Source organism: Streptococcus sp. HMSC078H03, assembly GCF_001808655.1.
Lineage (GTDB): Bacteria > Bacillota > Bacilli > Lactobacillales > Streptococcaceae > Streptococcus > Streptococcus salivarius_G.
This window is the reverse complement of sequence record NZ_KV794072.1, coordinates 16,973-39,922: the sequence shown is the minus strand read 5'-3', so window position 1 is coordinate 39,922 and position 22,950 is coordinate 16,973. Positions and strand designations below refer to the sequence as shown.

General features: G+C 40.1%; 28 protein-coding genes and 1 other RNA gene. 19 read left to right on the top strand and 10 right to left on the bottom strand.

From position 1 onward, the window contains the following. Positions 1 to 100 precede the first annotated feature (100 nt). The 4 genes from HMPREF2607_RS00285 to tadA all read left to right on the top strand — a co-directional run bounded on the left by HMPREF2607_RS00285 (position 101) and on the right by tadA (position 3,283). Positions 101 to 1,132: a YeeE/YedE family protein gene (locus HMPREF2607_RS00285; protein ID WP_070475324.1), complete on the top strand. Its 1,032-nt coding sequence runs from the start codon at positions 101 to 103 to the stop codon at positions 1,130 to 1,132. A 14-nt stretch (positions 1,133 to 1,146) separates the two neighbouring features. Beyond that, positions 1,147 to 1,374, top strand: a complete 228-nt coding sequence (locus HMPREF2607_RS00280) for a sulfurtransferase TusA family protein (RefSeq protein ID WP_003095911.1) — start codon at positions 1,147 to 1,149, stop codon at positions 1,372 to 1,374. 228 nt (positions 1,375 to 1,602) lie between these two features. Continuing rightward, positions 1,603 to 1,995: a single-stranded DNA-binding protein gene (locus HMPREF2607_RS00275; protein WP_002885697.1), complete on the top strand. Its 393-nt coding sequence runs from the start codon at positions 1,603 to 1,605 to the stop codon at positions 1,993 to 1,995. Positions 1,996 to 2,764: 769 nt separating this feature from the next. Further along, entirely contained in the window at positions 2,765 to 3,283 is a 519-nt protein-coding gene (gene tadA / locus HMPREF2607_RS00270; protein ID WP_021144676.1) for a tRNA adenosine(34) deaminase TadA, read from the top strand. Between the two features lie 84 nt (positions 3,284 to 3,367). Here tadA and HMPREF2607_RS00265 read toward each other — a convergent pair whose 3' ends face one another. The 3 genes from HMPREF2607_RS00265 to HMPREF2607_RS00255 are packed head-to-tail and all read right to left on the bottom strand — an operon-like array spanning position 3,368 to position 4,015. After that, complete coding sequence (locus HMPREF2607_RS00265) at positions 3,368 to 3,622, bottom strand: hypothetical protein (RefSeq protein WP_037620444.1); 255 nt, start codon at positions 3,620 to 3,622, stop codon at positions 3,368 to 3,370. A gap of 47 nt (positions 3,623 to 3,669) precedes the next feature. After that, complete coding sequence (locus HMPREF2607_RS00260) at positions 3,670 to 3,837, bottom strand: class IIb bacteriocin, lactobin A/cerein 7B family (protein ID WP_002885883.1); 168 nt, start codon at positions 3,835 to 3,837, stop codon at positions 3,670 to 3,672. Between the two features lie 19 nt (positions 3,838 to 3,856). Beyond that, entirely contained in the window at positions 3,857 to 4,015 is a 159-nt protein-coding gene (locus HMPREF2607_RS00255; RefSeq protein WP_002885650.1) for a class IIb bacteriocin, lactobin A/cerein 7B family, read from the bottom strand. Between the two features lie 320 nt (positions 4,016 to 4,335). Here HMPREF2607_RS00255 and ffs point away from each other — a divergent pair. The 7 genes from ffs to HMPREF2607_RS00220 all read left to right on the top strand — a co-directional run bounded on the left by ffs (position 4,336) and on the right by HMPREF2607_RS00220 (position 9,397). Next, an RNA gene (gene ffs / locus HMPREF2607_RS00250) (signal recognition particle sRNA small type) lies at positions 4,336 to 4,421 on the top strand. Positions 4,422 to 4,435: 14 nt separating this feature from the next. After that, positions 4,436 to 5,275: a methyltransferase domain-containing protein gene (locus tag HMPREF2607_RS00245; protein WP_003092095.1), complete on the top strand. Its 840-nt coding sequence runs from the start codon at positions 4,436 to 4,438 to the stop codon at positions 5,273 to 5,275. 113 nt (positions 5,276 to 5,388) lie between these two features. Next, on the top strand, positions 5,389 to 6,141 hold the full coding sequence (locus tag HMPREF2607_RS00240; RefSeq protein WP_003092016.1) for an HAD family hydrolase: 753 nt from the start codon (positions 5,389 to 5,391) through the stop codon (positions 6,139 to 6,141). A gap of 85 nt (positions 6,142 to 6,226) precedes the next feature. Further along, positions 6,227 to 6,925 (top strand): 2,3,4,5-tetrahydropyridine-2,6-dicarboxylate N-acetyltransferase, encoded by a 699-nt coding sequence (dapD, locus tag HMPREF2607_RS00235; protein WP_002886999.1) that lies wholly within the window; start codon positions 6,227 to 6,229, stop codon positions 6,923 to 6,925. Positions 6,926 to 7,002: 77 nt separating this feature from the next. Continuing rightward, on the top strand, positions 7,003 to 8,136 hold the full coding sequence (locus HMPREF2607_RS00230) for an N-acetyldiaminopimelate deacetylase (protein WP_021144675.1): 1,134 nt from the start codon (positions 7,003 to 7,005) through the stop codon (positions 8,134 to 8,136). Positions 8,137 to 8,204: 68 nt separating this feature from the next. Next, on the top strand, positions 8,205 to 8,732 hold the full coding sequence (locus HMPREF2607_RS00225) for a 5-formyltetrahydrofolate cyclo-ligase (protein WP_003092039.1): 528 nt from the start codon (positions 8,205 to 8,207) through the stop codon (positions 8,730 to 8,732). Continuing rightward, positions 8,723 to 9,397 (top strand): rhomboid family intramembrane serine protease, encoded by a 675-nt coding sequence (locus HMPREF2607_RS00220; RefSeq protein WP_014635099.1) that lies wholly within the window; start codon positions 8,723 to 8,725, stop codon positions 9,395 to 9,397. The genes HMPREF2607_RS00225 and HMPREF2607_RS00220 overlap by 10 nt, the downstream gene beginning before the upstream one ends. Positions 9,398 to 9,442: 45 nt before the next feature. Here the strand turns inward: HMPREF2607_RS00220 and galU are convergent, their stop codons facing one another. The 6 genes from galU to HMPREF2607_RS00190 form a co-directional block, all read right to left on the bottom strand. Next, positions 9,443 to 10,357, bottom strand: a complete 915-nt coding sequence (gene galU / locus HMPREF2607_RS00215; protein ID WP_003091906.1) for a UTP--glucose-1-phosphate uridylyltransferase GalU — start codon at positions 10,355 to 10,357, stop codon at positions 9,443 to 9,445. A 17-nt stretch (positions 10,358 to 10,374) separates the two neighbouring features. After that, entirely contained in the window at positions 10,375 to 11,397 is a 1,023-nt protein-coding gene (locus tag HMPREF2607_RS00210; protein ID WP_022496721.1) for an NAD(P)H-dependent glycerol-3-phosphate dehydrogenase, read from the bottom strand. 118 nt (positions 11,398 to 11,515) lie between these two features. Next, positions 11,516 to 12,076, bottom strand: coding sequence for an MptD family putative ECF transporter S component (locus HMPREF2607_RS00205; protein WP_038676838.1), 561 nt, complete (start codon positions 12,074 to 12,076; stop codon positions 11,516 to 11,518). Between the two features lie 8 nt (positions 12,077 to 12,084). Then, positions 12,085 to 12,876 (bottom strand): formate/nitrite transporter family protein, encoded by a 792-nt coding sequence (locus HMPREF2607_RS00200; protein ID WP_021144672.1) that lies wholly within the window; start codon positions 12,874 to 12,876, stop codon positions 12,085 to 12,087. Between the two features lie 117 nt (positions 12,877 to 12,993). Continuing rightward, positions 12,994 to 14,241: an NAD(P)H-dependent oxidoreductase gene (locus tag HMPREF2607_RS00195; RefSeq protein ID WP_049545211.1), complete on the bottom strand. Its 1,248-nt coding sequence runs from the start codon at positions 14,239 to 14,241 to the stop codon at positions 12,994 to 12,996. 18 nt (positions 14,242 to 14,259) lie between these two features. Continuing rightward, positions 14,260 to 14,862: an NADPH-dependent FMN reductase gene (locus tag HMPREF2607_RS00190; RefSeq protein WP_021144670.1), complete on the bottom strand. Its 603-nt coding sequence runs from the start codon at positions 14,860 to 14,862 to the stop codon at positions 14,260 to 14,262. A gap of 207 nt (positions 14,863 to 15,069) precedes the next feature. On the opposite strand from HMPREF2607_RS00190, the gene HMPREF2607_RS00185 reads away from it, so the two are divergent. The 5 genes from HMPREF2607_RS00185 (at position 15,070) to HMPREF2607_RS00165 (ending at position 18,782) form a co-directional block, all read left to right on the top strand. Then, on the top strand, positions 15,070 to 15,516 hold the full coding sequence (locus tag HMPREF2607_RS00185) for a dUTP diphosphatase (protein WP_021144669.1): 447 nt from the start codon (positions 15,070 to 15,072) through the stop codon (positions 15,514 to 15,516). Between the two features lie 10 nt (positions 15,517 to 15,526). Then, positions 15,527 to 15,994, top strand: coding sequence for a cysteine hydrolase family protein (locus HMPREF2607_RS00180; protein ID WP_021144668.1), 468 nt, complete (start codon positions 15,527 to 15,529; stop codon positions 15,992 to 15,994). Further along, positions 15,991 to 17,352 carry a DNA repair protein RadA gene (gene radA / locus HMPREF2607_RS00175; RefSeq protein WP_081051385.1) on the top strand — a complete coding sequence of 454 codons (1,362 nt, stop codon included), beginning with the start codon at positions 15,991 to 15,993 and terminating at the stop codon, positions 17,350 to 17,352. The genes HMPREF2607_RS00180 and radA overlap by 4 nt, the downstream gene beginning before the upstream one ends. 86 nt (positions 17,353 to 17,438) lie before the next feature. Continuing rightward, positions 17,439 to 18,134: a TIGR00266 family protein gene (locus tag HMPREF2607_RS00170; RefSeq protein WP_002885783.1), complete on the top strand. Its 696-nt coding sequence runs from the start codon at positions 17,439 to 17,441 to the stop codon at positions 18,132 to 18,134. Between the two features lie 150 nt (positions 18,135 to 18,284). Beyond that, a complete protein-coding gene (locus HMPREF2607_RS00165) occupies positions 18,285 to 18,782 on the top strand; it encodes a beta-class carbonic anhydrase (RefSeq protein ID WP_002885818.1) in 498 nt (165 codons plus the stop codon). A 95-nt stretch (positions 18,783 to 18,877) separates the two neighbouring features. On the opposite strand, the gene HMPREF2607_RS00160 is transcribed toward HMPREF2607_RS00165, so the two are convergent. Then, a complete protein-coding gene (locus HMPREF2607_RS00160; protein ID WP_002885872.1) occupies positions 18,878 to 19,231 on the bottom strand; it encodes a DUF3397 domain-containing protein in 354 nt (117 codons plus the stop codon). Positions 19,232 to 19,402: 171 nt separating this feature from the next. On the opposite strand from HMPREF2607_RS00160, the gene rplK reads away from it, so the two are divergent. From rplK to HMPREF2607_RS00145, 3 genes are all read left to right on the top strand, one after another. Then, on the top strand, positions 19,403 to 19,828 hold the full coding sequence (rplK, locus tag HMPREF2607_RS00155) for a 50S ribosomal protein L11 (protein WP_002885648.1): 426 nt from the start codon (positions 19,403 to 19,405) through the stop codon (positions 19,826 to 19,828). 99 nt (positions 19,829 to 19,927) lie between these two features. After that, entirely contained in the window at positions 19,928 to 20,617 is a 690-nt protein-coding gene (rplA, locus tag HMPREF2607_RS00150; RefSeq protein ID WP_002885800.1) for a 50S ribosomal protein L1, read from the top strand. Between the two features lie 179 nt (positions 20,618 to 20,796). Next, positions 20,797 to 22,767 (top strand): peptide ABC transporter substrate-binding protein, encoded by a 1,971-nt coding sequence (locus HMPREF2607_RS00145; RefSeq protein ID WP_021144665.1) that lies wholly within the window; start codon positions 20,797 to 20,799, stop codon positions 22,765 to 22,767. Positions 22,768 to 22,950: the final 183 nt, after the last annotated feature.

The following is a 22,950-nucleotide window of genomic DNA, read 5'->3' as shown; positions in this document are numbered from 1 at the left end:
TGTCATAAGGAAAGTTTATAGCTAATCATAAAAAAGAAAGATTATGCAAGTTATAATATTTTTCTTAAAATGTAATCAATATTTATTTTAGGAGGTACTTATGCTTACAACTATTCTTTCTGGTGGCCTCATTGGTCTGATATTTGGATTCATTTTGCAACGAACTCGTTTCTGCTTGACTGGTGGTTTCCGAGATATGTATATTGCACGTAATAATACATTATTTTACGCTTTTCTTATTGCAATCACAGTAGAAAGTATAGGAGTACTTTCCCTGATTCAATTAGGTATTATTGGAAACCCTTATGAAGAATTTTCCGTGTTAGGAGCAATTGTGGGTTCCTATCTATTTGGTATTGGAATTGTTCTCGCTGGGGGATGTGCCACAGGAACGTGGTATCGTGCCGGTGAAGGTCTCCTAGGTAGTTGGGTTGCACTATTCTTTTATATGACAAGTGCAGCGGCTATGAAATCAGGATTTCTTGTTCCTTTGAATCAATTAATAGCTAAGCGATGGGTAATTAATGATGATTTAGCTGGTCAATTAGGAATTCCGGTTTGGTATCTTCTTGTTTTCTTAGTAGCTATAACAAGTTTCATTGTCATTCGAGAGTTACGTAAGCCCAGACGTCAGATTGCTACACTTCCATCAAAATATAAGGGAGTGAGACACTATCTTTTTGAGAAAACTTACCATAAATATTTTGCAGGATTTCTAATAGGTCTTGTTGCTTTAATTGCTTGGCCTGCTAGTCAGTTGACAGGTCGTGTTGGAGGGTTAGGGATTACAACTCCCTCAGCACATCTAATTATTTATATTATTACAGGTGATAGTAAACAGCTTGGTTGGGGTGTTTTTCTTGTATTGGGGATTTTTCTTGGTTCCTTTCTTGCTGCAAAAGGTTCTCGAGAGTTTCGTTGGCGCTTGCCAGACTTGTCAACCATCGGTAAGAGCACACTAGGGGGTATTTTTATGGGAATCGGTGCTTCATGGGCTGGTGGTTGTACGATTGGTAATGGTTTAACAGCTACAGCAATTTTTTCTAGTAAGGGATGGATTGCTTTACCAGTGACTATTTTAGGTGTTTGGACGGCTTCCTATATTATCTTTGTAAAACCCAACAAAAATTAAGAGGAGAATATCATATGGCTTTGATAAAACTTGAAACGGGTGGATTGGTATGTCCATTCCCATTGATTGATGCGAAGAAAAAAATGGCTGAATTAGCTACAGGTGATGAGTTGTTGATAGCTTTCGATTGTACGCAAGCAACGGAAAGTATACCAAACTGGGCTGCAGATAATGATTATCCTGTGACGCGCTTTGAACAAGTCGGTCCTGCTTCATGGGAAATTGTGGTTCAAAAACGTTGAGCTAGCTAAACGAGTAGAGAAAATTTAACATTCAACTGCTGTTATGAAAATATCTGAGAGAGCAGTATTACTAGAAAAGTAATAGTCTCCTATTTACTAGGAATATTAGGACAATTTGCTTATGTAGATTGGAGTATTAGTAAGGATACTCTCAAAGAAATCTGTAAAGCTATTTAAAATAATCTATTTTTTACTTCCGCTTACGAATAGATAGGTGGAGGTAAAAAAATGTATAACAAAGTTATTTTAATTGGACGTTTGACGGCGACTCCTGAAATGGTAAAAACTGCTAGTGATAGGTCTTTTACACGTGTCACAGTTGCGGTTAATCGTCGCTATAAGACGCAAAATGGTGAGCGTGAGGCTGACTTTATTACAGTGGTTGTCTGGGGGCGTTTGGCTGAGACCTTAGCATCTTATGCTAGCAAGGGGAGTTTAATTTCTCTTGATGGGGAGCTTCGTACCCGTAAGTACGATAAGGATGGTCAAACCCATTATGTTACTGAAGTGCTTTGTTCCTCTTTCCAACTTCTGGAGAGTCGTGCTCAGCGTGCTGTTAGGGAAAATAATCCTGATAATGACTTGGCTGACCTCGTCTTGGAAGAAGAACTTCCCTTTTAGTTTATCCTTTGACTAGCTATCTAGGTCTCCTATCTTTGAAGCAACCTCTCTAAAAAATCATTATCTTGTTCCATACCTTGTTTTGAAGAATTGTTGGAGATAAAACATTAAACACTTGTTAGACTAATAAACAGTAAAATTAGATAAGACTTAGGATGGTAGGTGTTTAATAGTGTAGATAGACTAGAAAAAATAGTTTAAGAATCCCTAAAATGCTGATATATCAACATTTTAAATGTTAAGCGAAATATTCAAAACAATGAATACAATTAACAGTTGTTTCTAATCTATATCATTGTTTTATTACCGATTTTTAAATTAAATGATAGAGGTTTCATGATAAACTATAGGTGGGTAAGGAAAAAGCTATAAAAGTTACTTTTATAGTAGGCATTATTTGTTTGGAAGGAAAGTGTGAAATATCACAACTATAACGCTATCCTTGCAATTGTTTGAGACAGTTGCATTTTTGTTTATCGTTGTGAGGCCTTAGGCCTATATAATGATTTCACAGACAATTGACTATGACACTCCGACTGACATATGAATTAGGATGTTAAGCGGTCGTTGACTTTTCGTCTAGCCTTGGGGGAACACATTGGTGTGATTCCTAAGACTCACCAGACTAATGTGTTTGAAGCTAGGATGATTCGTCTTAGCTTTTTTTGTGTCCTTTAAAATGGAGGTCTTCGGTATTGCTTTTCTTATGCTATAATAGAAGAACTAAGCGAGACACTATCTCGCAAATCTTGGAACGGGAGTGACACTAATGCTTGACTTTACCCAAGAAGAGAAAGACTTTTTTATGTCTGAAGCTCTTAAGGAGGCCGAAAAATCTCTAGATAAAGCAGAGATTCCAATTGGCTGTGTCATCGTTAAAGATGGCGAAGTCATAGGTCATGGGCACAATGCACGTGAGGAGCTCAATCAAGCTATCATGCATGCGGAGGTCATGGCTATTCAAGAGGCTAATAGGACTGTAGGCAATTGGCGTTTGTTAGATTGTACCCTCTTTGTAACCATCGAACCCTGTGTCATGTGTAGTGGGGCAATTGGCTTGGCTCGTATTCCTAAAGTTATCTATGGAGCAAGCAATCAAAAGTTTGGTGGTGCAGGTAGCCTTTACGATATCCTAAGAGATGAACGTCTCAACCATCGCGTAGAAGTAGAGACTGGTGTCATGGAGGAAGAGTGTGCTAAGATTATGCAAGACTTTTTCCGTCAGAGTCGTGAACGCAAAAAAGAAGCCAAACGATTGGCTAAATTGGAAACAAGGCAAGATATGTAAACAAAAGTGCAAGTCCCTTTGGACTTGCATTTTTGAATGGAAGATGAATTTTTGTTTTCCTGAAGGCAGTTTAGGTCACTCTTTCTATGATTTATTTTTTTCTTTCTCTCTTGTTAAAAGAAAAATAGGCATAAAGAGAATCAGAGTACCAAAAGCGGACTTCAAATTAGTATCAATAATTGGTGTTCCTAATCGTACATGAAAGATAAGGTTGATTAGGAGTATCAGAAGTAGGCTACTGATAATTCCAGCTAAAGCTATTTTTACGAGTAAATAGTTATTCGTTTTAGGTGATTGATTAGCAGTAGTATCATTTGTTTGATTTTTTGTATGTTTCATGAGTTATCATCCTCAAAATCTTTGAGATGTCAGCTGAGTTCTGTTAGTTAGTGGGTGAGGTTATAGAAAGACTTACCTGCAGCATAGCTAAGGTCATAAGTCAGTTTTGCAGCAGCGATGCCAACAGAAATAGCGGCCCAAGGAACTACTCCACCTGATACAGCTTCAAGTTCTTGAGTAGTCATGTTTTTACGATTGTTAATGGTCTTAGTCATTGTTCATATGTCCTTTCTTTTATCGCGCAGAGTCCATGTAGCCATTGTAGGCTCCAAGGCATACCATCGTTCCAATAGGTCCTGAAGCTAGGCAGAGCCCTCCAATGGCAAGGTTAGTCTTCCATCCTCCTCCTGTTACTGAGGCTAGGTCAGCTGCCTTCATTTCTTTGTTAATCATTGTCATTCTCCTTTTTTATTTTAGGTGAGTTTTTAAATCTCATACCCTCTCACCACGAGTTAAGAGATATGTTAAACATGACTTCTCCTTTAAATAAAGTCAGCCATGTCACTAGCTTTTGGTGCTTTCCTCAAGCTATGGATTTATTATAAGGTGTCGAGAAATAAAAAAGTAGTGACATAAATGTCACCATGGTAAGTCTTATGCTTTATCGAAGTTTAGACTGATCGAAGGAAATAATAGGGACTGATAGGGGATAGATCTAGCTAGTCTTATCTTAAGTTCTCTACTTGCAATCACTTCGATTTATGGTATAATATTTTTCGGAGCAACATCTGTGCGTGAAGCGGGTCAGGGGAGGAATCCAGCAGCCCTAAGCGATTTCAGGTGTGTGCTCTTTTTTTGTGTTAAGGAGGATTTATGGCCAAATTTAGTGTTTTTAAAGATCAAGAGAGTCTTTTTGCTTGTCCTATCTGTCAAGCGCCAATGCATTTGGATTTGTCTAGCTTGGTTTGTCAGAATAGGCATACCTTTAATATCGCCAAGCAGGGCTTTGTTAATTTTTTGAGACAGACTAAGGGAGATAAGCACTATGATATGGCTTCTTTTGAAAAGAGGAGTCAGATTCTTGCAGCAGGCTATTACGATTCTATCCTGGAGGTGATTTCAGAGCGCTTGCGTGACCTTCCTGGACACTCGCACGTTCTAGATGTTGCCTGTGGTGAGGGCTATTATAGCCGTCAGTTGGCTCAAGAGTTTGACAAGGATTTCATGGCCTTTGATTTGTCTAAGGATTCTATCCTTCTTGCGGCTCGTCAAAATCCTCAGAAAAACGTAGCTTGGTTTGTTGGCGATTTGGCTCAATTGCCTTTACGTGAAAACAGTATTGATGTGATTTTAGATATTTTTTCACCAGCTAATTATCAAGAATTTGGACGACTTTTGTCTGATCATGGCTTGATTTTTAAGGTTATTCCTCATGAGGATCATCTTAAAGAGTTTCGCCAATTGTTACCGGAGGCGCAGGCTTATTCGAACCAGGATGTTCTGGAACATTTTCAAGAGTCCTGTGACCTTTTGGAGCGTGTGACGATTGCTAAGACTTGGTCTATGCCATCAGAGCATGTTCAAACATTTGCCGAGATGACACCTCTTTTCTTCCATGCCAATAAGGAGACTTTGGACTTGACTTCAGTGACGCAATTAACCGTTGCGGGAGAACTGCTGATTGGCCGTATTAGAGATGATAAGCAATCCTAACAGTCGTTGGGATTTTTTTGATGGGAAAATGTCTCAGTTAGCTTGTTTGGTCTTCCTAAAAGGTGTATGATGAGAGCAATAAGTAAGAAAGTTTCAGTAATGGGTAAAAAGCGATGAAAAGTAGAGCCTATAAGAACTACATTTTTGATTTTTATGGTACCTTGGTTGATATCCTAACCGATGAGAAGGATCCTGTGTTATGGGATAAACTAGGCCAGCTATATCAAGCTTATGGAGCGGCTTATGAAGGTGATGTTCTTAAAAAGGCTTATGCTAAGCGCGTGGATCAGGCCCGTAAGGAGTTAATGGAGCTCAAAGGAGTTGCTTATCCAGAAATTGATTTAGCCCACATTTTTAACCAGCTTTATGTAGATGCTCGGCCTCAGTCTAGTAACTCTAATCAGCCGGACGATTGGGGAAATTTGATAGCCATGGTCTTTCGCGTCTTATCTCGCAAACATTTGACGGCTTATCCTCATACTAAGGAGGTTCTAGCCTTTCTAAAAGAGCAGGGATGTCGGATTTATCTCTTGTCTAATGCTCAAGCAGCCTTTACTAACGCTGAGATTGATCTAATGGCGTTAAGACCTTATTTTGATGCTATTTACTTGTCTTCGGATGCCGGTATCTGTAAGCCCCAACCTGAATTTTTAAAGCAAGTTTTGGATGATCATGGGTTAAACCCGTCTGAGACTGTCATGGTTGGAAATGACTTGACGACTGATATTGCTGTGGCTGAAGCAGTTGGGATCGATGGTATCTTGCTGAATACCTTCCCTTATTCTCGTCGAGAACTGGAGAATTCTCCAATTAAGTCAGACCTAGTGATTACTGATATAGAGGCTCTAAAGACCAATTTTACATAAAAATACACTCTATTTGGCAAAAGCAAAGACAATTATCAGAATTTTTGGTATAATAATTCCTAACTTTATGTGAATGGAGAATCTCATGACTGCACAAAAAATGTCTGCACAAGAAATTATCGCTTTTATCGGTAATGCTGAAAAGAAAACGAATGTTAAAGTAACTTTTGAAGGGGAATTGGCAACTGCTGTTCCAGCTTCTGTCACTAAACTTGGTAACGTTCTTTTCGGAGACTGGAAAGATATTGAACCACTTCTTGCTAACTTGACTGAAAACAAGGACTATGTTGTGGAACAAGATGGCCGTAACTCAGCTGTTCCATTGCTTGATAAACGTCACCTTAATGCACGTATCGAACCAGGCGCTATCATCCGTGACCAAGTAACTATCGAAGACAATGCTGTCGTTATGATGGGTGCTGTAATCAATATCGGTGCTGAAATTGGTGCTGGTACTATGATTGATATGGGTGCTATCCTTGGTGGTCGTGCTACTGTTGGTAAAAACAGCCACATTGGTGCGGGTGCTGTCCTTGCTGGTGTGATTGAACCAGCTTCAGCAGACCCAGTTCGTATCGGTGACAACGTTCTTGTTGGTGCTAATGCTGTTGTTATTGAAGGTGTTCAAGTTGGTAACGGTTCAGTCGTTGCTGCTGGAGCTATCGTTACTCAAGATGTTCCTGAAAATGTGGTTGTAGCTGGTGTTCCAGCTCGTATCATCAAGGAAATCGATGAAAAAACACAACAAAAAACAGCACTTGAAGACGCTTTGCGTAACTTGTAACATATTGATAGTAGAGGCCTGTAGGGCCTCTATTTCTAGATTCTCTATAAAATAAGACAAATAAAAAGGATAAAAACATGACACTTGATTTAATTAAAATCAGACGAGACCTTCACCAAATTCCTGAAATTGGTTTGGAAGAATTTAAAACTCAGGCTTATCTCTTAGAGCGTATTGCTGAAATGACTGAAGGTAAGGATTTTGTGGAGCAACGTACTTGGCGTACAGGAATTCTTGTCTATCTTCACGGGCATGCTCCTGAAAAAACTATTGGTTGGCGTACAGATATTGATGGTCTCCCAATCGTAGAGGAAACCGGTCTTGACTTCAAGTCTACTCATGAAGGTCGTATGCATGCTTGTGGACACGATATGCACATGACCACAGCACTTGGTCTTTTGGACCAGATGCTTCAAGTACAGCCTAAAAATAACATGCTCTTCCTCTTCCAACCAGCCGAAGAAAATGAAGCTGGTGGTATGCTTATATATGAAGATGGTGCCTTTGGAGATTGGTTGCCAGATGAGTTTTATGGTCTCCACGTCCGTCCAGATTTCAAGGTAGGTGATATTGCGACTAACACAAGCACCCTTTTTGCTGGGACTTGTGAAGTCCTCGTTACTTTCAAGGGGAAAGGTGGACATGCGGCCTTTCCACATGAGGCCAATGATGCCCTTGTAGCAGCTTCTTACTTTATTACTCAGGTGCAAACGATTGTCAGTCGTAATGTTGACCCTATCCAGGGTGGGGTAGTTACCTTTGGTTCTTTCCATGCAGGAACTACTAACAATGTTATCGCTGAAACTGCAGAGGTTTATGGAACTATTCGTACCCTTACTCAGGAAATGAGTCTCCTTATCCAGAAGCGCGTGCGCCAGATTGCAGAGGGTGTAGCAGCTAGCTTTGGTATGGAAGTGGATATCATGTTGAAACAAGGTGGTTATCTTCCTGTGGAAAATAATCCAGCCTTGGCTAAAGAGTTAATGAGCTTCTTTGATGCTAGCCCAGAGGTCAACCTGATTGATTGTCCACCAGCTATGACTGGAGAGGATTTCGGTTATTTGCTTAGTAAGGTTCCTGGTGTCATGTTCTGGTTGGGAATTGACACGCCATATGCACTTCACCATCCTAAGATGAGTCCAAATGAAGATGCTCTCGCTTTTGCAGTGGCTGAAATTGGAAAATTCCTTAAACACAAGGCAGAAGCCTAACCATAGTTGATACAACTAAAAAATCTACCAAGTCTGACTTTTGGTAGCTTTTTTGATATGATAAACCTATGAAAAATGAACTTAGAAAAACAGTCTTGGCTCAGTTAACTTCACAAGAACCTGAGACTAAGGCTAAGATAGATAAACATCTTTTGGAGCAATTGATTGCCTTACCTGCTTATAAAGATGCCCAGGTGATTGCGACTTATTTGTCTTTTCCTCATGAATATGATACCAGTCTTTTAATCAATCAGGCTTTAAAGGATGGTAAACGACTGTTGATTCCTAAAACATATAAACAAGGTCGAATGATTTTTGTGGATTATGATCCAGATAATCTTGTTGCAACCTCTTTTGGCTTGATGGAACCTGCGTCTGATTTGGCTGTGGAAAAATCAGAGATTGATTTGATTCATGTGCCAGGAGTAGTTTTTAATGATGAAGGCTATCGCATTGGTTACGGAGCAGGTTACTATGACCGCTATTTGTCTGATTTTGAAGGGGAGACCGTTAGTACGGTTTATCCTTGCCAGAAACATGATTTTCAACCAGACAACTATGATATACCTGTTAAGGAGGTCGTCACATGCAAATAAATGAGTGGAAGAAATACCCAGCAACCTATCTATTGTTGGGGCTTACGACGCTGACTTTCATCTGTCAATATCTCTTAAATGGCTTTCAAGCGACCTCGCCTTTGAGCCTCTTTAAGATGGGGGCTATGTACGGTGCTTTTGTTCAGTACAGCCCACTGAACCTCTGGCGTCTTGTAACACCAATTTTTGTGCATATAGGTGTTGAGCATTTTCTATTTAATATGCTTGCCCTTTACTTTATGGGGAAAATGGCTGAGCAGATTTTTGGGACTCTACGTTTTCTAGGGCTCTATTTGTTAGCTGGTGTTATGGGAAATGCCTTTACCTTACTTTTTACGCCTAATGTTATTGCGGCTGGTGCTTCGACATCCTTGTTTGGGCTTTTTGCGGCTGTTGTGATTCTTGGCTATTATAGTCATAGTCCTTTGCTTAATCAGTTAGGTCGCAATTACTTGGCTTTGATTGTCATTAACTTAATTTTCAACCTGTTTACACCTAGTGTTGGGATTACAGGCCATCTCGGTGGTTTAGTTGGAGGTGCTCTTGCGGCTATCTTTTTGGCCAACAAGGTTGAAAGCCGCTTATTTAGTAAAGGTTGGCGTTCTACAGCCCTTTTAACCTACATGTTACTATTGCTGATTCTTCTAGGGTTTACCTATCTTTAAGTCATATGAAAAAACCATCGAATGTCATGTTCGATGGTTTTTATATTAGTCTTTTTTAGCTGCTTTGCCTTCAAGTTTGTGTCCCAAGTCAATGAGGTATTGCTTGAGGTCATCTTTAACTTGAGGATGTTTAAGTGCGTAATCGATAGACGTTTTCATGAATCCGAATTTGTCACCGACATCATAACGGTCTCCAGTAAATTCGCGAGCAAAGACGCGTTGTGTCTTGTTAAGTTTATCGATAGCATCAGTCAATTGGACTTCATTTCCAGCACCTGGTTCTTGAGTTTCCAAAATACCGAAAATTTCAGGTGTTAGAAGGTAACGCCCGATGATAGCAAGATCACTTGGTGCATCCTCTGGATTTGGTTTTTCAACGAAAGTTTCAACGCTATAACGTCCATTTTCACCTTTGCCTTGAGGGGCGATGACACCATAAGAAGAAACTTCTTCGTGAGGTACAGGCATAACTGCAATGGTTGATGCGTGCGTTTCCTCATAGTCGTTAATGAGCTGCTTAGTCAAAGGTACTGCTTTGTCATTAGTGATATCCATGAGGTCGTCACCAAGCATGACAACGAATGGTTCATTTCCGACAAATGCTTTGGCTTGAAGAACAGCATCTCCAAGACCACGTGGGTGGCTTTGGCGGATAAAGTGGAGGTTGATAGCAGTGGTATCATTAACCAATTTCAACAGGTCTGTCTTACCTTTTTGTTCCAAGTTGTATTCTAACTCGAAGTTTGAATCAAAGTGGTCTTCGATAGAACGTTTTGACTTACCAGTAACCACCAAGATATCTTCGATACCTGATTTGAGGGCTTCTTCAACGATAAATTGGATGGTTGGTTTGTCAACGATTGGCAACATTTCTTTGGCCAAGGCCTTAGTAGCTGGTAAAAAGCGTGTTCCGAGTCCTGCAGCGGGGATGATAGCTTTTCTAACTTTTTGATTCTTCATGAGAACTCCTTAGATTTTTATTTTTTATCCCATTCATTTTCAGAGCGCAATTCATTGGACATCATATTGAGAATAGATTCCTTGATATCAGCACCCTCATAGATAGATTTGTAGATTGCTGTTGTAATTGGCATGTAGACGCCGAGTTCTTGGGCGATTTCGTAGGCAACCTTTGTGGTTGAAATACCTTCGATAACCATTCCCATGTTACGTTCAATGTCTTCTAGCTTTTCTCCACGACCGAGCGCATCCCCAGCACGCCAGTTACGTGAATGGATAGAAGTTCCTGTAACGATAAGGTCACCAACCCCAGATAGACCGCTGTAAGTCAAAGGATCAGCCCCAAGTTTCACACCAAGACGAGTAATTTCCGCAAGTCCACGAGTAATAACGGCTGCCTTAGCATTGTCCCCATATCCCATACCGTGGAGGGCACCAGCACCTACCGCGATAATGTTTTTAAGAGCACCAGCTGTTTCAACACCAATCACATCTGAATTGGTGTAGAGGCGGAAGTAGCTATTGCTGAAAATACCTTGGACATAGCGTGCCGCTTCAAGATCCTTAGATGCTGCTGTAATCAAAGTGATATCGCGAACGATAGTTTCTTCAGCATGGCTTGGACCAGATACGACAACAATCTCACTACGAAGTTCCTTAGGAATCTCTTCTTCAAGGATTGTTGAAAGGCGTTCGTGTGTTCCAGGTTCCAAACCTTTTGAAGCATGCATGACAACAACTTCGTGGTCCAAAAGTTCAGCAACTTGCTTAGCAACTAAGCGAGTAACCTTGGTTGGAACAACAAAGAGAACAGCGTCGACACTATCTAGGGCTTCAGATAGCTCTTTGTAGGCTTTAATGTTTTCATCTAAAACCACATCCTTGAAGTAGCGGGTATTGGTGTGTTTCTCGTTAATTTCATCAATTTGTTCAGGGATGTTTCCCCAAATACGAACCTCGTGTCCGTTGTCGTTGAGTACCTGAGCAAGGGCAGTTCCCCATGAACCAGGGCCCAAGACAGCGATTTTTTGTTTTTTCATCATTAGGTCTCCCTTTAGGTCCTTTCTAACAAAGTAGAAAAAGACTGTATTCTTTCTCATTATAACATAAGAAAAGCATGTTTGTCTTGTACTCTCTGTTAGGAGGGCTGATGGCTATTTATTTTTTCAGCCAATTTTGGGCAATGTAGCCCCCAATGAGAGCAGCCATGAGCGTTCCTCCAATCAGGATTAAGACATGACTGGCTGTAAAGGGAACCATAACTTGATTTACATAATCTTGAGTTTTCCCTTTGGCTAGGAGCTGTGCGATATAAGCTTTGGGCGCAAGCCACATGGTGATAATGGGTGCTAAGTTCCCTAGGGAAAAGATCATATAGGAAAGTAAATTAAGTTTACTATTCTCATAGTTCCCTTTCTTAGCTAGAAAGTCAGCGACAAGGCCAGCCAGAAAGCTAGGAAGAAAGGCTAGAACAAAGTGCCCAGAAGCAAAGAAGAAGAGGGACATAAAGATACCCAGACAGGTAATCGCTCCAAATTGTTTTGTCTTTCTGATAAGCCCCAAGTAGACCCAGCCTGCAAAGATAGCCGCTAAGGCAGGTGTATGATACATATTTTTGACTTTGAAAAAGATTAAATCAATAGCAACTGCAAGGGCTAGGCAAATAAAATACAGTAGAATAGCTAGGCTGGTTTGTTTGATGAATGTCTTTTGACGCATGTGGTCTCCTAATCAATGTGAGGTGTTTTAGTTTTATTGAGCCAAGAGTATGCCAAACCAATGAAAATACCTCCGCCAATCCAGTTACCGAAGAAAACGACTACCCACTGACGTAGAATATTTGCCAAAGTGAAATTATCCACAGCATCACGCACACCGTTGAAACCGAGCAACATGAAAGAAGCAAAGTTAGCAATCAAGTGTTCATTAATCAAAAATACAAACATAAAGATAGCTGATAGCGCAATGAAAATTTTAGCAGATTCTTCTTTGAGGAGCATGTAGCCCAAGATGGCAATATTAACGAACATATTAGCTGTAATACCTTCTGTAAAGTTCATCCAATCTGTTTTTCCAAGCTTGGTTGAGACAGCAGTAACTAAGAAACTCTTGTCAGTCAAATGTTGGAAAGAGAAGGATTGGTTGAAGAACCAGGCCAAGATAAGGGCACCGACAAAATTAAAGAAGGTACAGTAGAGGAGGATGGCACACACCTTGCTCCATTTGATTTTACCATAATAGGCACCACTGGTCAGGAACATCATGTTTGAAGTAGCCAACTCTCCATTGAATATGAGAACGAAGACCAGTCCGATGGCAAAGATAAAGGCGAAGACAAAACGAGAAAGGGCTGGAATACCTGTAGCGATAACATCCGCACCAATAATTCCTACAGCAGTTGACATAGTAAGATAAGCTCCAGCGAGCATAGAGCGCAAGGCATAGCGCCCCAGACTTTCGTCAAAGAGAGCTTCTTTTTTAGCGCAGGCAGCGAATACTTTTTCTTTAAATTGAGACATAGGTTTACCTCTAAAATGTGTGGCATGGAGCATGGGCAAATGCGCAAGCTCGAGTGAAAATAAATCTAAGATGACCATGAAAAAAAGTCAGGACAGTTGTCCCAACTTTTCCAAGTCTTAATATGAGGATGCTCCGGATGTGGCATCTGCGGCTGAAGATGCATCGCCGTGACCACCCGCATCTGATGCACCAGATGTGGCGTCGCTACCGCCATGACTAGCTGCAGCTGGTGCAAAAGGACCGCTTCCTCCGACAAGGCGTTGACCAGTTGTTTCGAGATACCAGTCAAGCCATGGTTTAAAGTTAAAGACGATTTCATTGATTCCTGCATAAGAACCATCATCATAGTACATAGCCTGATAGTTGTGCGTATTGATAACTCCTTCAGGTGACCCTGGAACAATCGTACGAACATATTCTTGGTTACCATTACGAAGTGTACCGATAACCCATTCTACATTTTTCATACGAGCTGGTGGAAGTGAGCCGTGAACAGTTGACATACGGCTACCAGATTGAGGTGGTACACGTTTAGCAAACATAGTGTCAGGATCTTGATGGGCGTTATTGTAGTAGAGGAACTGGTTGTTATCATCGGCATAGGTCAATTCAAATGGCATAGCCTTGAGGAACATGTCAATTTGATTAACCGTCAAAATACCGTGGTCCAATTTCACGTAGGTATCACCAGATACCGCACCAGTGATTTCAGCTACTTTTTCTACCCACTCTGGATCGTCAGGATCAACTTCGGTAACAGTTGTAGCGATTGGGTTGTTACAATCCAAGTCTTCAGGTTCAATTGGTTTTGGTTTTTTCAATTTAGAAACCACTCCTACATATTGGATGAAATTATCTAAGCATTGTTCAAGAAAGTTAATAGTACCTTCGTTAGTAATGTTCCCCTCAAGGTCAAAGGCTTCTTTAGCCTTTCCAAGCAAGAATTCATTACCTGGAAGTGTATAGGCATTGACACCAGGTGCTTCAAGGATTTTACGCAAATGCACTTGGGCACGTGAAGTTCCTTGGTCGTAGTAAGAAGCACCAACAATCATTACAGGCTTGTTTTCAAATGGGTGCACTTCGAATGAGAGCCACTCTAAAACTGACTTAAGTGCTGCAGAGATAGTGTGGTTATGTTCAGGTGTTGCAATGATAACACCGTCAGCGCGTGTAATTTTGTTATTAAGTAAGCGAAGTTGGAAGCTGTCATCCCATTTTTCATCTTGGTTAAACATAGGAACTTCATCAATTTCCAAAACTTCAAGTTCAAATTTTATTTTAAAATGTCTTCTGATAAATTCGAGCAGTTTACGGTTATATGATTGGTCATAATTTGCTCCAACGAGTCCAACAAATTTCATAGTTTCTATTCTCCTGTCCTATAGGCTTTCCCAGTCGAAGTCTTCAGCTTCTTTATGTAGCAACTCTGTAGCATGTGAGAGTTTACCAGTAATTTTGACGTAGAGACGGAAGTCATCGAAAATAGCATCTAGTTTTTTGATGACATCAAGGTCGACTAAATCACCATTGCTATCAAAAGCTTGTAGGGAATGTGAAAGTAAGAATTCGTCTGGAAGCACATTAGCTTTGATTTCTGGAGCATTCAAGATTTGACGAAGTTGTAACTGTGCACGAGAAGCCCCGAGTGTTCCGTAAGATGCCCCTGTAATCATAACTGGCTTATTCAAAAGAGGGAAAACGCCGTATGATACCCAAGCTAAAGCGTTCATGAGAACGGCAGGAATTGAGTGGTCATACTCAGGTGTTCCAATAATAACACCATCAGCTTCATCGATTTTTTTAACGATTTCAAGGACACTTTCTGGCAATTTCTTGTTAGCGGGTTTGTTAAAGATAGGAAGGTCTTTGATTTCAACAAGTTCGATGTCTGCCTTATCTGCAAAATGTTTCTGAATATATTGCAATAATTGTCTATTAGTTGAACGTTTTGAATTCGTACCAACAAGTCCGATGAATTTCATGACAATTCTCCTTAAAAGTATTATATCTAGTACTATGTTAGCGTTTTCCTGGTTAAAAGTCAATCTTCGTTTAATGAGAAAGTGATTAGACTATTACCTTTGTCATCTTATTTCGAATAGATTATAATAGGATAGATTTAAAAGTCTGAAGCTAGCATGGCTAGTTTATACAAATACTAGTCAATAGATGTATCGAAAGGAAAAATAATGACAAAAATTCGTGGATTTGAACTCGTATCAACCTATAACAATCAGGAATTGCTTCCAAAACGTGAGACAGCCCATGCTGCAGGTTATGACTTAAAGGTGGCAGAGAACATTGTCATTGCTCCTGGGGAAATTGTTCTCGTCCCAACAGGTGTTAAGGCTTACATGCAACCTGGTGAGGTTCTCTATCTCTATGACCGTTCATCAAACCCTCGCAAAAAAGGTCTGGTCTTGATTAACTCAGTTGGCGTTATTGACGGCGATTACTATGGAAATCCAGGAAATGAAGGTCATATCTTCGCCCAGATGAAAAATATTACTAATCAGCCCGTGACTCTTGAAGTTGGCGAACGCATCGTTCAAGGTGTCTTTATGCCCTTCTTGATTGTAGATGGAGACGAAGCTGATGGTGTTCGTACAGGTGGCTTTGGATCGACTGGACAGTAGAGGAAGCAAAGTGGCAGATTATTTGTTAGTAATCGATATGCAGTCAGATTATGTTGCTGTAGGAAAAGCATATCATGAAGAACTGATTGCAGCTGTAAATGACAAAATTGCTAGCTATCCTAGCGACCGGGTTATCTATATTCTCAATCGTTTTTTCTGGGAGAGAAAAGATAGAAAGAAGAAATTTGCGACCGGCTTGCTGCTTGTATCTTCTCGTATCTTTGAGAAGCGTCGGGCTTCTTGCTTTACTAATTCAGATTTAAAAGATTTTTTAGAGGGAAATGGTACTAAAAGCATAGAGTTTATAGGGGTAGATGGCAATGGCTGTGTTAAGGCTTCCGTTTTGGCGGCTATCAAGGAGAACTATCAGGTTTCCGTCGGTTTGTCTGCTGTCGGAGTTGCCAACCAGAGGAAATTTCAAAAAACATTGCATAAGTGGCACTCTGCTGGAGTAAGCGTAGAAGGAGAATTATCATAGCTAAGAAAAAATCAACTTTTGTTTGTCGAGAATGTGGCTACAATTCACCCAAATATCTAGGGCGTTGTCCCAACTGTTCTTCTTGGTCCTCTTTTGAGGAAGAAGTTGAGGTGCAGGAGGTAAAAAATGCTCGTGTCAGTTTAACGGGTGAAAAGTCTAAACCTACTAAATTAAAAGAAGTCTCTTCAATTAATTATGCCCGCATAAAGACTGACATGGACGAGTTTAACCGTGTTTTAGGTGGCGGTGTGGTTCCGGGTAGTCTGGTTCTTATTGGAGGAGATCCAGGGATAGGGAAATCGACTCTTCTCTTACAAGTGTCAACACAGCTGGCTAACAAGGGAACTGTCCTCTATGTTTCTGGGGAAGAATCTGCCGAGCAAATCAAATTGCGGAGCGAACGTTTAGGTGATATTGATAACGAATTTTATCTTTATGCTGAGACTAATATGCAAGCCGTTCGCAGCCAAGTGGAGGCTATAAAACCCGATTTCCTCATTATCGACTCTATTCAGACCATCATGAGTCCAGAGATTTCAGGCGTTCAAGGCTCTGTATCTCAGGTTCGTGAAGTTACTGCTGAACTCATGCAGATTGCCAAAACCAATAACATTGCTACATTTATTGTTGGGCATGTGACTAAGGAGGGACAGTTGGCTGGACCACGTATGTTGGAACACATGGTGGATACTGTGCTCTATTTTGAGGGAGAACGTCATCATACCTTCCGTATTTTACGAGCAGTCAAAAACCGTTTTGGTTCAACTAATGAGATTGGGATTTTTGAGATGCAGTCTGGTGGTTTGGTAGAAGTGCTAAATCCTAGCCAAGTTTTCTTAGAGGAACGCCTAGACGGAGCCACAGGTTCTGCCATTGTTGTAACAATGGAAGGTAGCAGACCTATCTTAGCTGAAGTTCAAGCCTTGGTGACCCCAACCGTCTTTGGTAATGCCAAGCGGACAACAACAGGACTGGATTTTAACCGCGTCAGCCTCATTATGGCTGTTTTAGAGAAACGTTGTGGTCTTCTTCTCCAAAATCAAGATGCTTATTTAAAATCAGCTGGTGGTGTCAAATTGGACGAGCCGGCTATTGACCTTGCTGTTGCCGTTGCCATTGCTTCTAGTTACAAGGAGCTTCCAACCAATCCACAAGAAGCCTTTATAGGAGAAATTGGCTTGACCGGAGAGATACGCCGAGTAACTCGCATTGAACAGCGTATTAATGAAGCTGCTAAACTAGGTTTTACTAAGATTTATGTTCCCAAAAATTCTCTGCACGGCATGAAAATTCCAGAAGGTATCCAGGTGGTTGGCGTTACGACAGTGGGAGAAGTACTCAAAAAAGTCTTTTCTTAAAAAAGTGATAAAAAGTCAATTTGAAAACGTTTGCAAAATTATATCTCCAATGCTATACTTTTCATAAGGATAGGGAGGTATTTATTATGCAATTTTTCACAGACAGCAACATGCAATTCCCTTTAGTAGAGTTATCTCTTAATCAAGGTGAAACAGTCTTTATCCAGCGTGGCAGTATGGTATATCACACACCAAATGTGACACTGAGTACCAAATTGAATGCCAGTGGATCAGGTCTAGGTCGCTTTGTAAAAGCCGTTGGGCGTTCAATGGTTTCGGGCGAAAGTAGCTTTATTACTCAGGTTGTCTCACAGTCCAATAACGGTTATATAGCCTTGGCCCCTGATTCTCCTGGTCAAGTGATTCCACTTTATTTAGGTGAAAAACAGTACCGACTAAATGACGGTGCCTTTCTAGCACTTGATGGCACAGCTTACTATACAATGGAGCTCCAGTCAGTTGGTAAGGCTATTTTTGGTGGTCAGGGTGGTTTCTTTGTGATGACAACCCAAGGTCAAGGAACACTCTTGGCGAATGCCTACGGTTCTATTAAAAAAATTGAGCTAAACAACCAAGAAGTGACTATTGATAATGCTCATGTCGTTGCCTGGAGTCAGACACTTGATTACAATATTCACTTGGAAAATGGTTTCTGGCAGTCTATTGGGACAGGAGAGGGTGTTGTGAATACCTTTAGAGGAACAGGTGAAATTTATGTTCAAAGTCTCAATCTTCAAACCTTTGCAGGCTTGCTTAATAGATACTTACCAAAACGTTCATAGTATAAATTGAAGGAGAGTGGATGCTTGTTAGCATCTATTCTCCTTTTTATATTGCGAACTCAATAGCTGACAAGTTAATAAAAAGATGATAAGATAGTGTTTAAATAATTTGATAGTCAAATTATTTTCTTCATTAGAAAGTGAGTTATTATGTCTTATTTTGAAAACTTTCTCAATGCCAACAAAGCCTATGTTGACCTCCACGGGACAGCCCATCTTCCCTTGAAACCAAAGACTAAGGTGGCTATTGTGACTTGTATGGATTCACGCCTTCACGTTGCCCAGGCCTTGGGGTTGGCCCTAGGTGACGCTCATATTTTGCGTAATGCGGGTGGTCGTGTGACGGAAGATATGATTCGTTCTTTGGTCATTTCTCAACAACAGATGGGGACACGAGAAATCGTAGTTCTTCACCATACAGATTGTGGTGCTCAGACCTTTAAGAACGACGAGTTTACCGCCTATCTCAATAAGGAACTTGGTGTTGATGTTTCTGATCAAGATTTTCTTCCATTCACAGATGTAGAAGAGAGTGTTCGTGAAGATATGGCTATTCTTCGTCAGTCACCGCTTATCCCTGAGGATGTTATCATCTCCGGTGCGGTTTATGATGTAGATACTGGTCGAATGACTCAAGTTCATCCCTAATACCGAAAAGTTTAGCAGGCATGATTGCCTGCTTTTTTCATGGTTTGACATAAAAAAACTCAGCATAAAATATAAATGCTGAGTTAATCTAGTTTTTAAGAAACGATAAAAATGAGAATCACAGTCCCTAAATAGAAAAGACTGGTGATAAAAAAGCTGATACGCCAGAATAACTTAAGAAAACGTTTAAACTTGAAAGATTGTGTTTTTCTTAGCATCTGAATTGTGATAATTATAGCCGCCAAGGATAATAAGATAGTGATGTAAGGCAGAAAGCTATGGGTGAAGAAACGGGCTGACACAGCAACCACCTCAATAAAATAAAGTGGGAAGGTAAGGTCAGCAAAATTAAGCCCGAGGTATTTTAAACTAAAGAATCGGTGGATGATAAAAGCAAAGATAGGTGTTAAAATCAAAAAAGCTATAGCAAAGAATTTATATAGAATCATAAGTCTATTTTACCTCGAAAAGTCCTTTATGTAAATTTTTTCCTAAACTTAATAAGAAATTCTTGCATCTAAAAAGAATTTCTGTATAATAGATAAGGTATGTAAAAACATACTTGTGGGAGGTAACAAAACTTACTTACCGCCAAAACCACAATAGGAGGAAATTACAAAATGGCTAAAAAAGTCGAAAACATCGTAAAACTTCAGATTCCTGCTGGTAAAGCGACTCCAGCTCCACCAGTTGGACCAGCTCTTGGTCAAGCCGGAATCAACATCATGGGATTCACTAAAGAGTTTAACGCTCGTACAGCTGATCAAGCTGGTATGATCATCCCAGTTGTTATCTCTGTGTATGAAGATAAATCATTTGATTTCATCACTAAAACACCACCAGCTGCTGTTCTTTTGAAAAAAGCTGCAGGTGTTGAAAAAGGTTCAGGTACTCCAAACTCAGTTAAAGTTGCTTCAGTAACTCGTGCACAAGTACAAGAAATTGCTGAAACTAAAATGCCTGACTTGAACGCTGCAAACATCGAATCAGCTATGCGTATGATCGAAGGTACTGCACGTTCAATGGGATTCACTGTTACTGACTAATTCAGTTAACAAGAAAACCACAGACGTCGTCTCACTTCGCTGAGTGACGTGGAAGATGAAAGTCGTTATGACCACATTACACAAGGAGAAATAATTAACATGGCTAAAAAAAGCAAACAAATGCGTGCTGCTCTTGAGAAAATCGACAGCACAAAAGCTTACAGCGTAGAAGAAGCTGTAGCTCTTGCACAAGAAACTAACTTCGCAAAATTCGATGCTACTGTTGAAGTATCATACAACCTTAACATCGACGTTAAGAAAGCTGACCAACAAATCCGTGGAGCAATGGTATTGCCAAACGGTACTGGTAAAACTCAACGCGTTCTTGTATTTGCTCGTGGTGCTAAAGCTGAAGAAGCTAAAGCAGCAGGTGCTGACTTCGTTGGTGAAGACGAACTCGTTGCTAAAATCAACGGTGGATGGCTTGACTTTGACGTTGTTGTTGCAACACCAGATATGATGGCAATCGTTGGTCGTCTTGGACGTGTCCTTGGACCACGTAACTTGATGCCAAACCCTAAAACTGGTACAGTAACTATGGACGTTGCTAAAGCAGTTGAAGAGTCTAAAGGTGGTAAAATCACTTACCGTGCTGATAAAGCAGGTAACGTACAAGCTATCATCGGTAAAGTTTCATTCGAAACTGAAAAATTGGTTGAAAACTTCAAAGCATTTAACGATGCAATCCAAAAAGCTAAACCAGCTACAGCGAAAGGTACTTACATCACAAACCTTTCAATCACTACTACACAAGGTGCTGGTATCAAAGTTGATCCTAACTCATTGTAAGAGTAGTAAAAAACCTATCTTCGGATAGGTTTTTTTCTTACTCTAGACACGAAATTTGAGTAGAAAATAAAAAATATTCAGAAAGTAGTGCTGCTTTTTCGAATTTATGGTATAATTTAAGCGTATACACATAATTATTGATTTTGAACTTTTTACGTTGCGAATTAAGGAGGCAATGAATGAAAAAGAGTAAGGTATTTTTACTAGCAACCGTAGGCCTGTTATCTGTAGGTGTTTTAACGGCTTGCTCGTCATCAAGTAAGACGTCTGGTAAGACTTATAATTATGTTTACGGTGGCGATCCTGCAACCCTAGACTATGTTTCTACAAATAAGAAAAACATGACGACAGCCGTTAGTAACGGTGTTGATGGTTTGTTTGAAAATGACCAATATGGGAATCTAAAACCTTCTGTCGCTGAAAACTGGTCTGTTTCTCAAGATGGTTTGACATATACTTACAAGATTCGTAAGGGTGTCAAATGGTACACTTCAGACGGTGAAGAATATGCCAATGTAACAGCTAAAGACTTTGTAACAGGTCTTAAGCATGCTGCTGATACTAATTCTGAAGCGATTTATTTGCTACAAAACTCAGTTAAGGGCTTGAATGATTACCTTTCAGGTGCCAACAAGGACTTCTCAAATGTTGGTATCAAAGCAGTTGATGATTACACTTTGCAATATACGCTTAGCCAACCAGAACCTTACTGGAATTCAAAATTGACCTACTCTGTTACTTGGCCTGTTAATGAAGATTTCTTGAAATCTAAAGGTAAAGACTTTGGTAAGTCAACAGACCCAACATCTATTCTTTATAACGGTCCATATCTTCTTAAATCTTTGACAACGAAATCTTCTATTGAGTTCACCAAGAATGAAAACTATTGGGATAAGGATAATGTCTATTTTGATACAGTTAAATTGACTTACGATGATGGTACAGACCAAGAATCCTTGGAACGTAACTTCACTGATGGAGTCTATAACTTAGCTCGTCTATACCCAACTAGCTCAAACTATTCTAAAGTTGAAAAACAGTACAAAGACAATATTTTCTATACACAACCTGGAGCAGCTGTAGAAGGTGTCGGTATTAATATCGATCGTCAAACTTATGACCATACATCTAAAGAAAATGATCAACAAAAGACATCAACTAAGACAGCTCTTCTTAACAAAGATTTCCGTCAAGCATTAGGTTTTGCCATTGACCGTACAAATTACGCCGCACAACTTAACGGTAAGGAAGGTGGAAGCACTGCCGTTCGTAATATCTTTGTTAAACCAGACTTTGTTCAAGCAGATGGTAAGGACTTCGGAACAATGGTGATGGATCAACTTCCAGCTTATGGTGATGAGTGGTCTGGTGTGAATCTTGCAGATAGTCAAGATGGTCTTTATAATCCAGAAAAAGCTAAGGCTGAATTTGCTAAAGCCAAAGAAGCTCTTCAAGCAGAAGGGGTTCAGTTCCCAATCCATTTGGATGTTCCTGTCAATCAGTCAAATAAAATCTTTGTGAACCAAGTGCAGTCACTTAAACAATCTATTGAATCAGCTCTTGGAAAAGATAATGTTGTACTTGATCTTCATCAATTGTCAACTGATGATTTCTATAACATTACCTACTCTGCTTCAAATGCAGCGGCAGAGGATTGGGACTTGTCAGTAGGTGTGGCTTGGGAGCCTGACTACCTTGATCCATCAACTTATCTTGATGTCTTGAAGACTACAAATGGTGAAAATACTAAATCTTTCATGGGTTATGACAATCCAAATAGTCAAGCGGTTGAAAAAGTAGGTCTTAAAGAATATGACCAATTGGTTGATGATGCTTCTAAGGAAACAACAGACTTGACGGCTCGTTATGAAAAATATGCAAAAGCTCAGGCATGGTTGACGGATAGTGCACTTTATATCCCAACGACTACTTATAACGGTGCAGCCGCTGTAATTTCTCGTATTAAGCCATTCTCAGGAGCTTATGCTCAAGCCGGTGATAAAGGTTCTACATACTACTTCAAGTATCTTAAATCTCAAGATGATATTGTGACTAAGAAACAATACGATTCAGCTTATAAAGATTGGCTTAAAGAAAAAGCAAAATCTAATGACAAAGCTCAAAAAGATCTTGCCAAACACGTTAAGTAATCTATCGAAAACGTCTACCTTTAGGTAGTCGTTTTTTTAACAAAATTTCTCGAACCACCCCTAGATTGTGATATAATAAGAAAGATTGGTACTCGCTTCTAGATTTTTATTTGGAAAGTTTGGGGGATAGAGTTGCCTACTGGTACTTATCATCTTAAGGTTAGTCCTAAGGAAGGGACTTTA

What these genes read in the sequence shown, in the direction of transcription:
- HMPREF2607_RS00285 (WP_070475324.1), top strand. Translation starts at nt 101, where the DNA reads ATGCTTACAACTATTCTTTCTGGTGGCCTCATTGGTCTGATATTTGGA.
- HMPREF2607_RS00280 (WP_003095911.1), top strand. Translation starts at nt 1,147, where the DNA reads ATGGCTTTGATAAAACTTGAAACGGGTGGATTGGTATGTCCATTCCCA.
- HMPREF2607_RS00275 (WP_002885697.1), top strand. Translation starts at nt 1,603, where the DNA reads ATGTATAACAAAGTTATTTTAATTGGACGTTTGACGGCGACTCCTGAA.
- tadA (WP_021144676.1), top strand. Translation starts at nt 2,765, where the DNA reads ATGCTTGACTTTACCCAAGAAGAGAAAGACTTTTTTATGTCTGAAGCT.
- HMPREF2607_RS00265 (WP_037620444.1), bottom strand. Translation starts at nt 3,622, where the DNA reads ATGAAACATACAAAAAATCAAACAAATGATACTACTGCTAATCAATCA.
- HMPREF2607_RS00260 (WP_002885883.1), bottom strand. Translation starts at nt 3,837, where the DNA reads ATGACTAAGACCATTAACAATCGTAAAAACATGACTACTCAAGAACTT.
- HMPREF2607_RS00255 (WP_002885650.1), bottom strand. Translation starts at nt 4,015, where the DNA reads ATGATTAACAAAGAAATGAAGGCAGCTGACCTAGCCTCAGTAACAGGA.
- HMPREF2607_RS00245 (WP_003092095.1), top strand. Translation starts at nt 4,436, where the DNA reads ATGGCCAAATTTAGTGTTTTTAAAGATCAAGAGAGTCTTTTTGCTTGT.
- HMPREF2607_RS00240 (WP_003092016.1), top strand. Translation starts at nt 5,389, where the DNA reads ATGAAAAGTAGAGCCTATAAGAACTACATTTTTGATTTTTATGGTACC.
- dapD (WP_002886999.1), top strand. Translation starts at nt 6,227, where the DNA reads ATGACTGCACAAAAAATGTCTGCACAAGAAATTATCGCTTTTATCGGT.
- HMPREF2607_RS00230 (WP_021144675.1), top strand. Translation starts at nt 7,003, where the DNA reads ATGACACTTGATTTAATTAAAATCAGACGAGACCTTCACCAAATTCCT.
- HMPREF2607_RS00225 (WP_003092039.1), top strand. Translation starts at nt 8,205, where the DNA reads ATGAAAAATGAACTTAGAAAAACAGTCTTGGCTCAGTTAACTTCACAA.
- HMPREF2607_RS00220 (WP_014635099.1), top strand. Translation starts at nt 8,723, where the DNA reads ATGCAAATAAATGAGTGGAAGAAATACCCAGCAACCTATCTATTGTTG.
- galU (WP_003091906.1), bottom strand. Translation starts at nt 10,357, where the DNA reads ATGAAGAATCAAAAAGTTAGAAAAGCTATCATCCCCGCTGCAGGACTC.
- HMPREF2607_RS00210 (WP_022496721.1), bottom strand. Translation starts at nt 11,397, where the DNA reads ATGAAAAAACAAAAAATCGCTGTCTTGGGCCCTGGTTCATGGGGAACT.
- HMPREF2607_RS00205 (WP_038676838.1), bottom strand. Translation starts at nt 12,076, where the DNA reads ATGCGTCAAAAGACATTCATCAAACAAACCAGCCTAGCTATTCTACTG.
- HMPREF2607_RS00200 (WP_021144672.1), bottom strand. Translation starts at nt 12,876, where the DNA reads ATGTCTCAATTTAAAGAAAAAGTATTCGCTGCCTGCGCTAAAAAAGAA.
- HMPREF2607_RS00195 (WP_049545211.1), bottom strand. Translation starts at nt 14,241, where the DNA reads ATGAAATTTGTTGGACTCGTTGGAGCAAATTATGACCAATCATATAAC.
- HMPREF2607_RS00190 (WP_021144670.1), bottom strand. Translation starts at nt 14,862, where the DNA reads ATGAAATTCATCGGACTTGTTGGTACGAATTCAAAACGTTCAACTAAT.
- HMPREF2607_RS00185 (WP_021144669.1), top strand. Translation starts at nt 15,070, where the DNA reads ATGACAAAAATTCGTGGATTTGAACTCGTATCAACCTATAACAATCAG.
- HMPREF2607_RS00170 (WP_002885783.1), top strand. Translation starts at nt 17,439, where the DNA reads ATGCAATTTTTCACAGACAGCAACATGCAATTCCCTTTAGTAGAGTTA.
- HMPREF2607_RS00165 (WP_002885818.1), top strand. Translation starts at nt 18,285, where the DNA reads ATGTCTTATTTTGAAAACTTTCTCAATGCCAACAAAGCCTATGTTGAC.
- HMPREF2607_RS00160 (WP_002885872.1), bottom strand. Translation starts at nt 19,231, where the DNA reads ATGATTCTATATAAATTCTTTGCTATAGCTTTTTTGATTTTAACACCT.
- rplK (WP_002885648.1), top strand. Translation starts at nt 19,403, where the DNA reads ATGGCTAAAAAAGTCGAAAACATCGTAAAACTTCAGATTCCTGCTGGT.
- rplA (WP_002885800.1), top strand. Translation starts at nt 19,928, where the DNA reads ATGGCTAAAAAAAGCAAACAAATGCGTGCTGCTCTTGAGAAAATCGAC.
- HMPREF2607_RS00145 (WP_021144665.1), top strand. Translation starts at nt 20,797, where the DNA reads ATGAAAAAGAGTAAGGTATTTTTACTAGCAACCGTAGGCCTGTTATCT.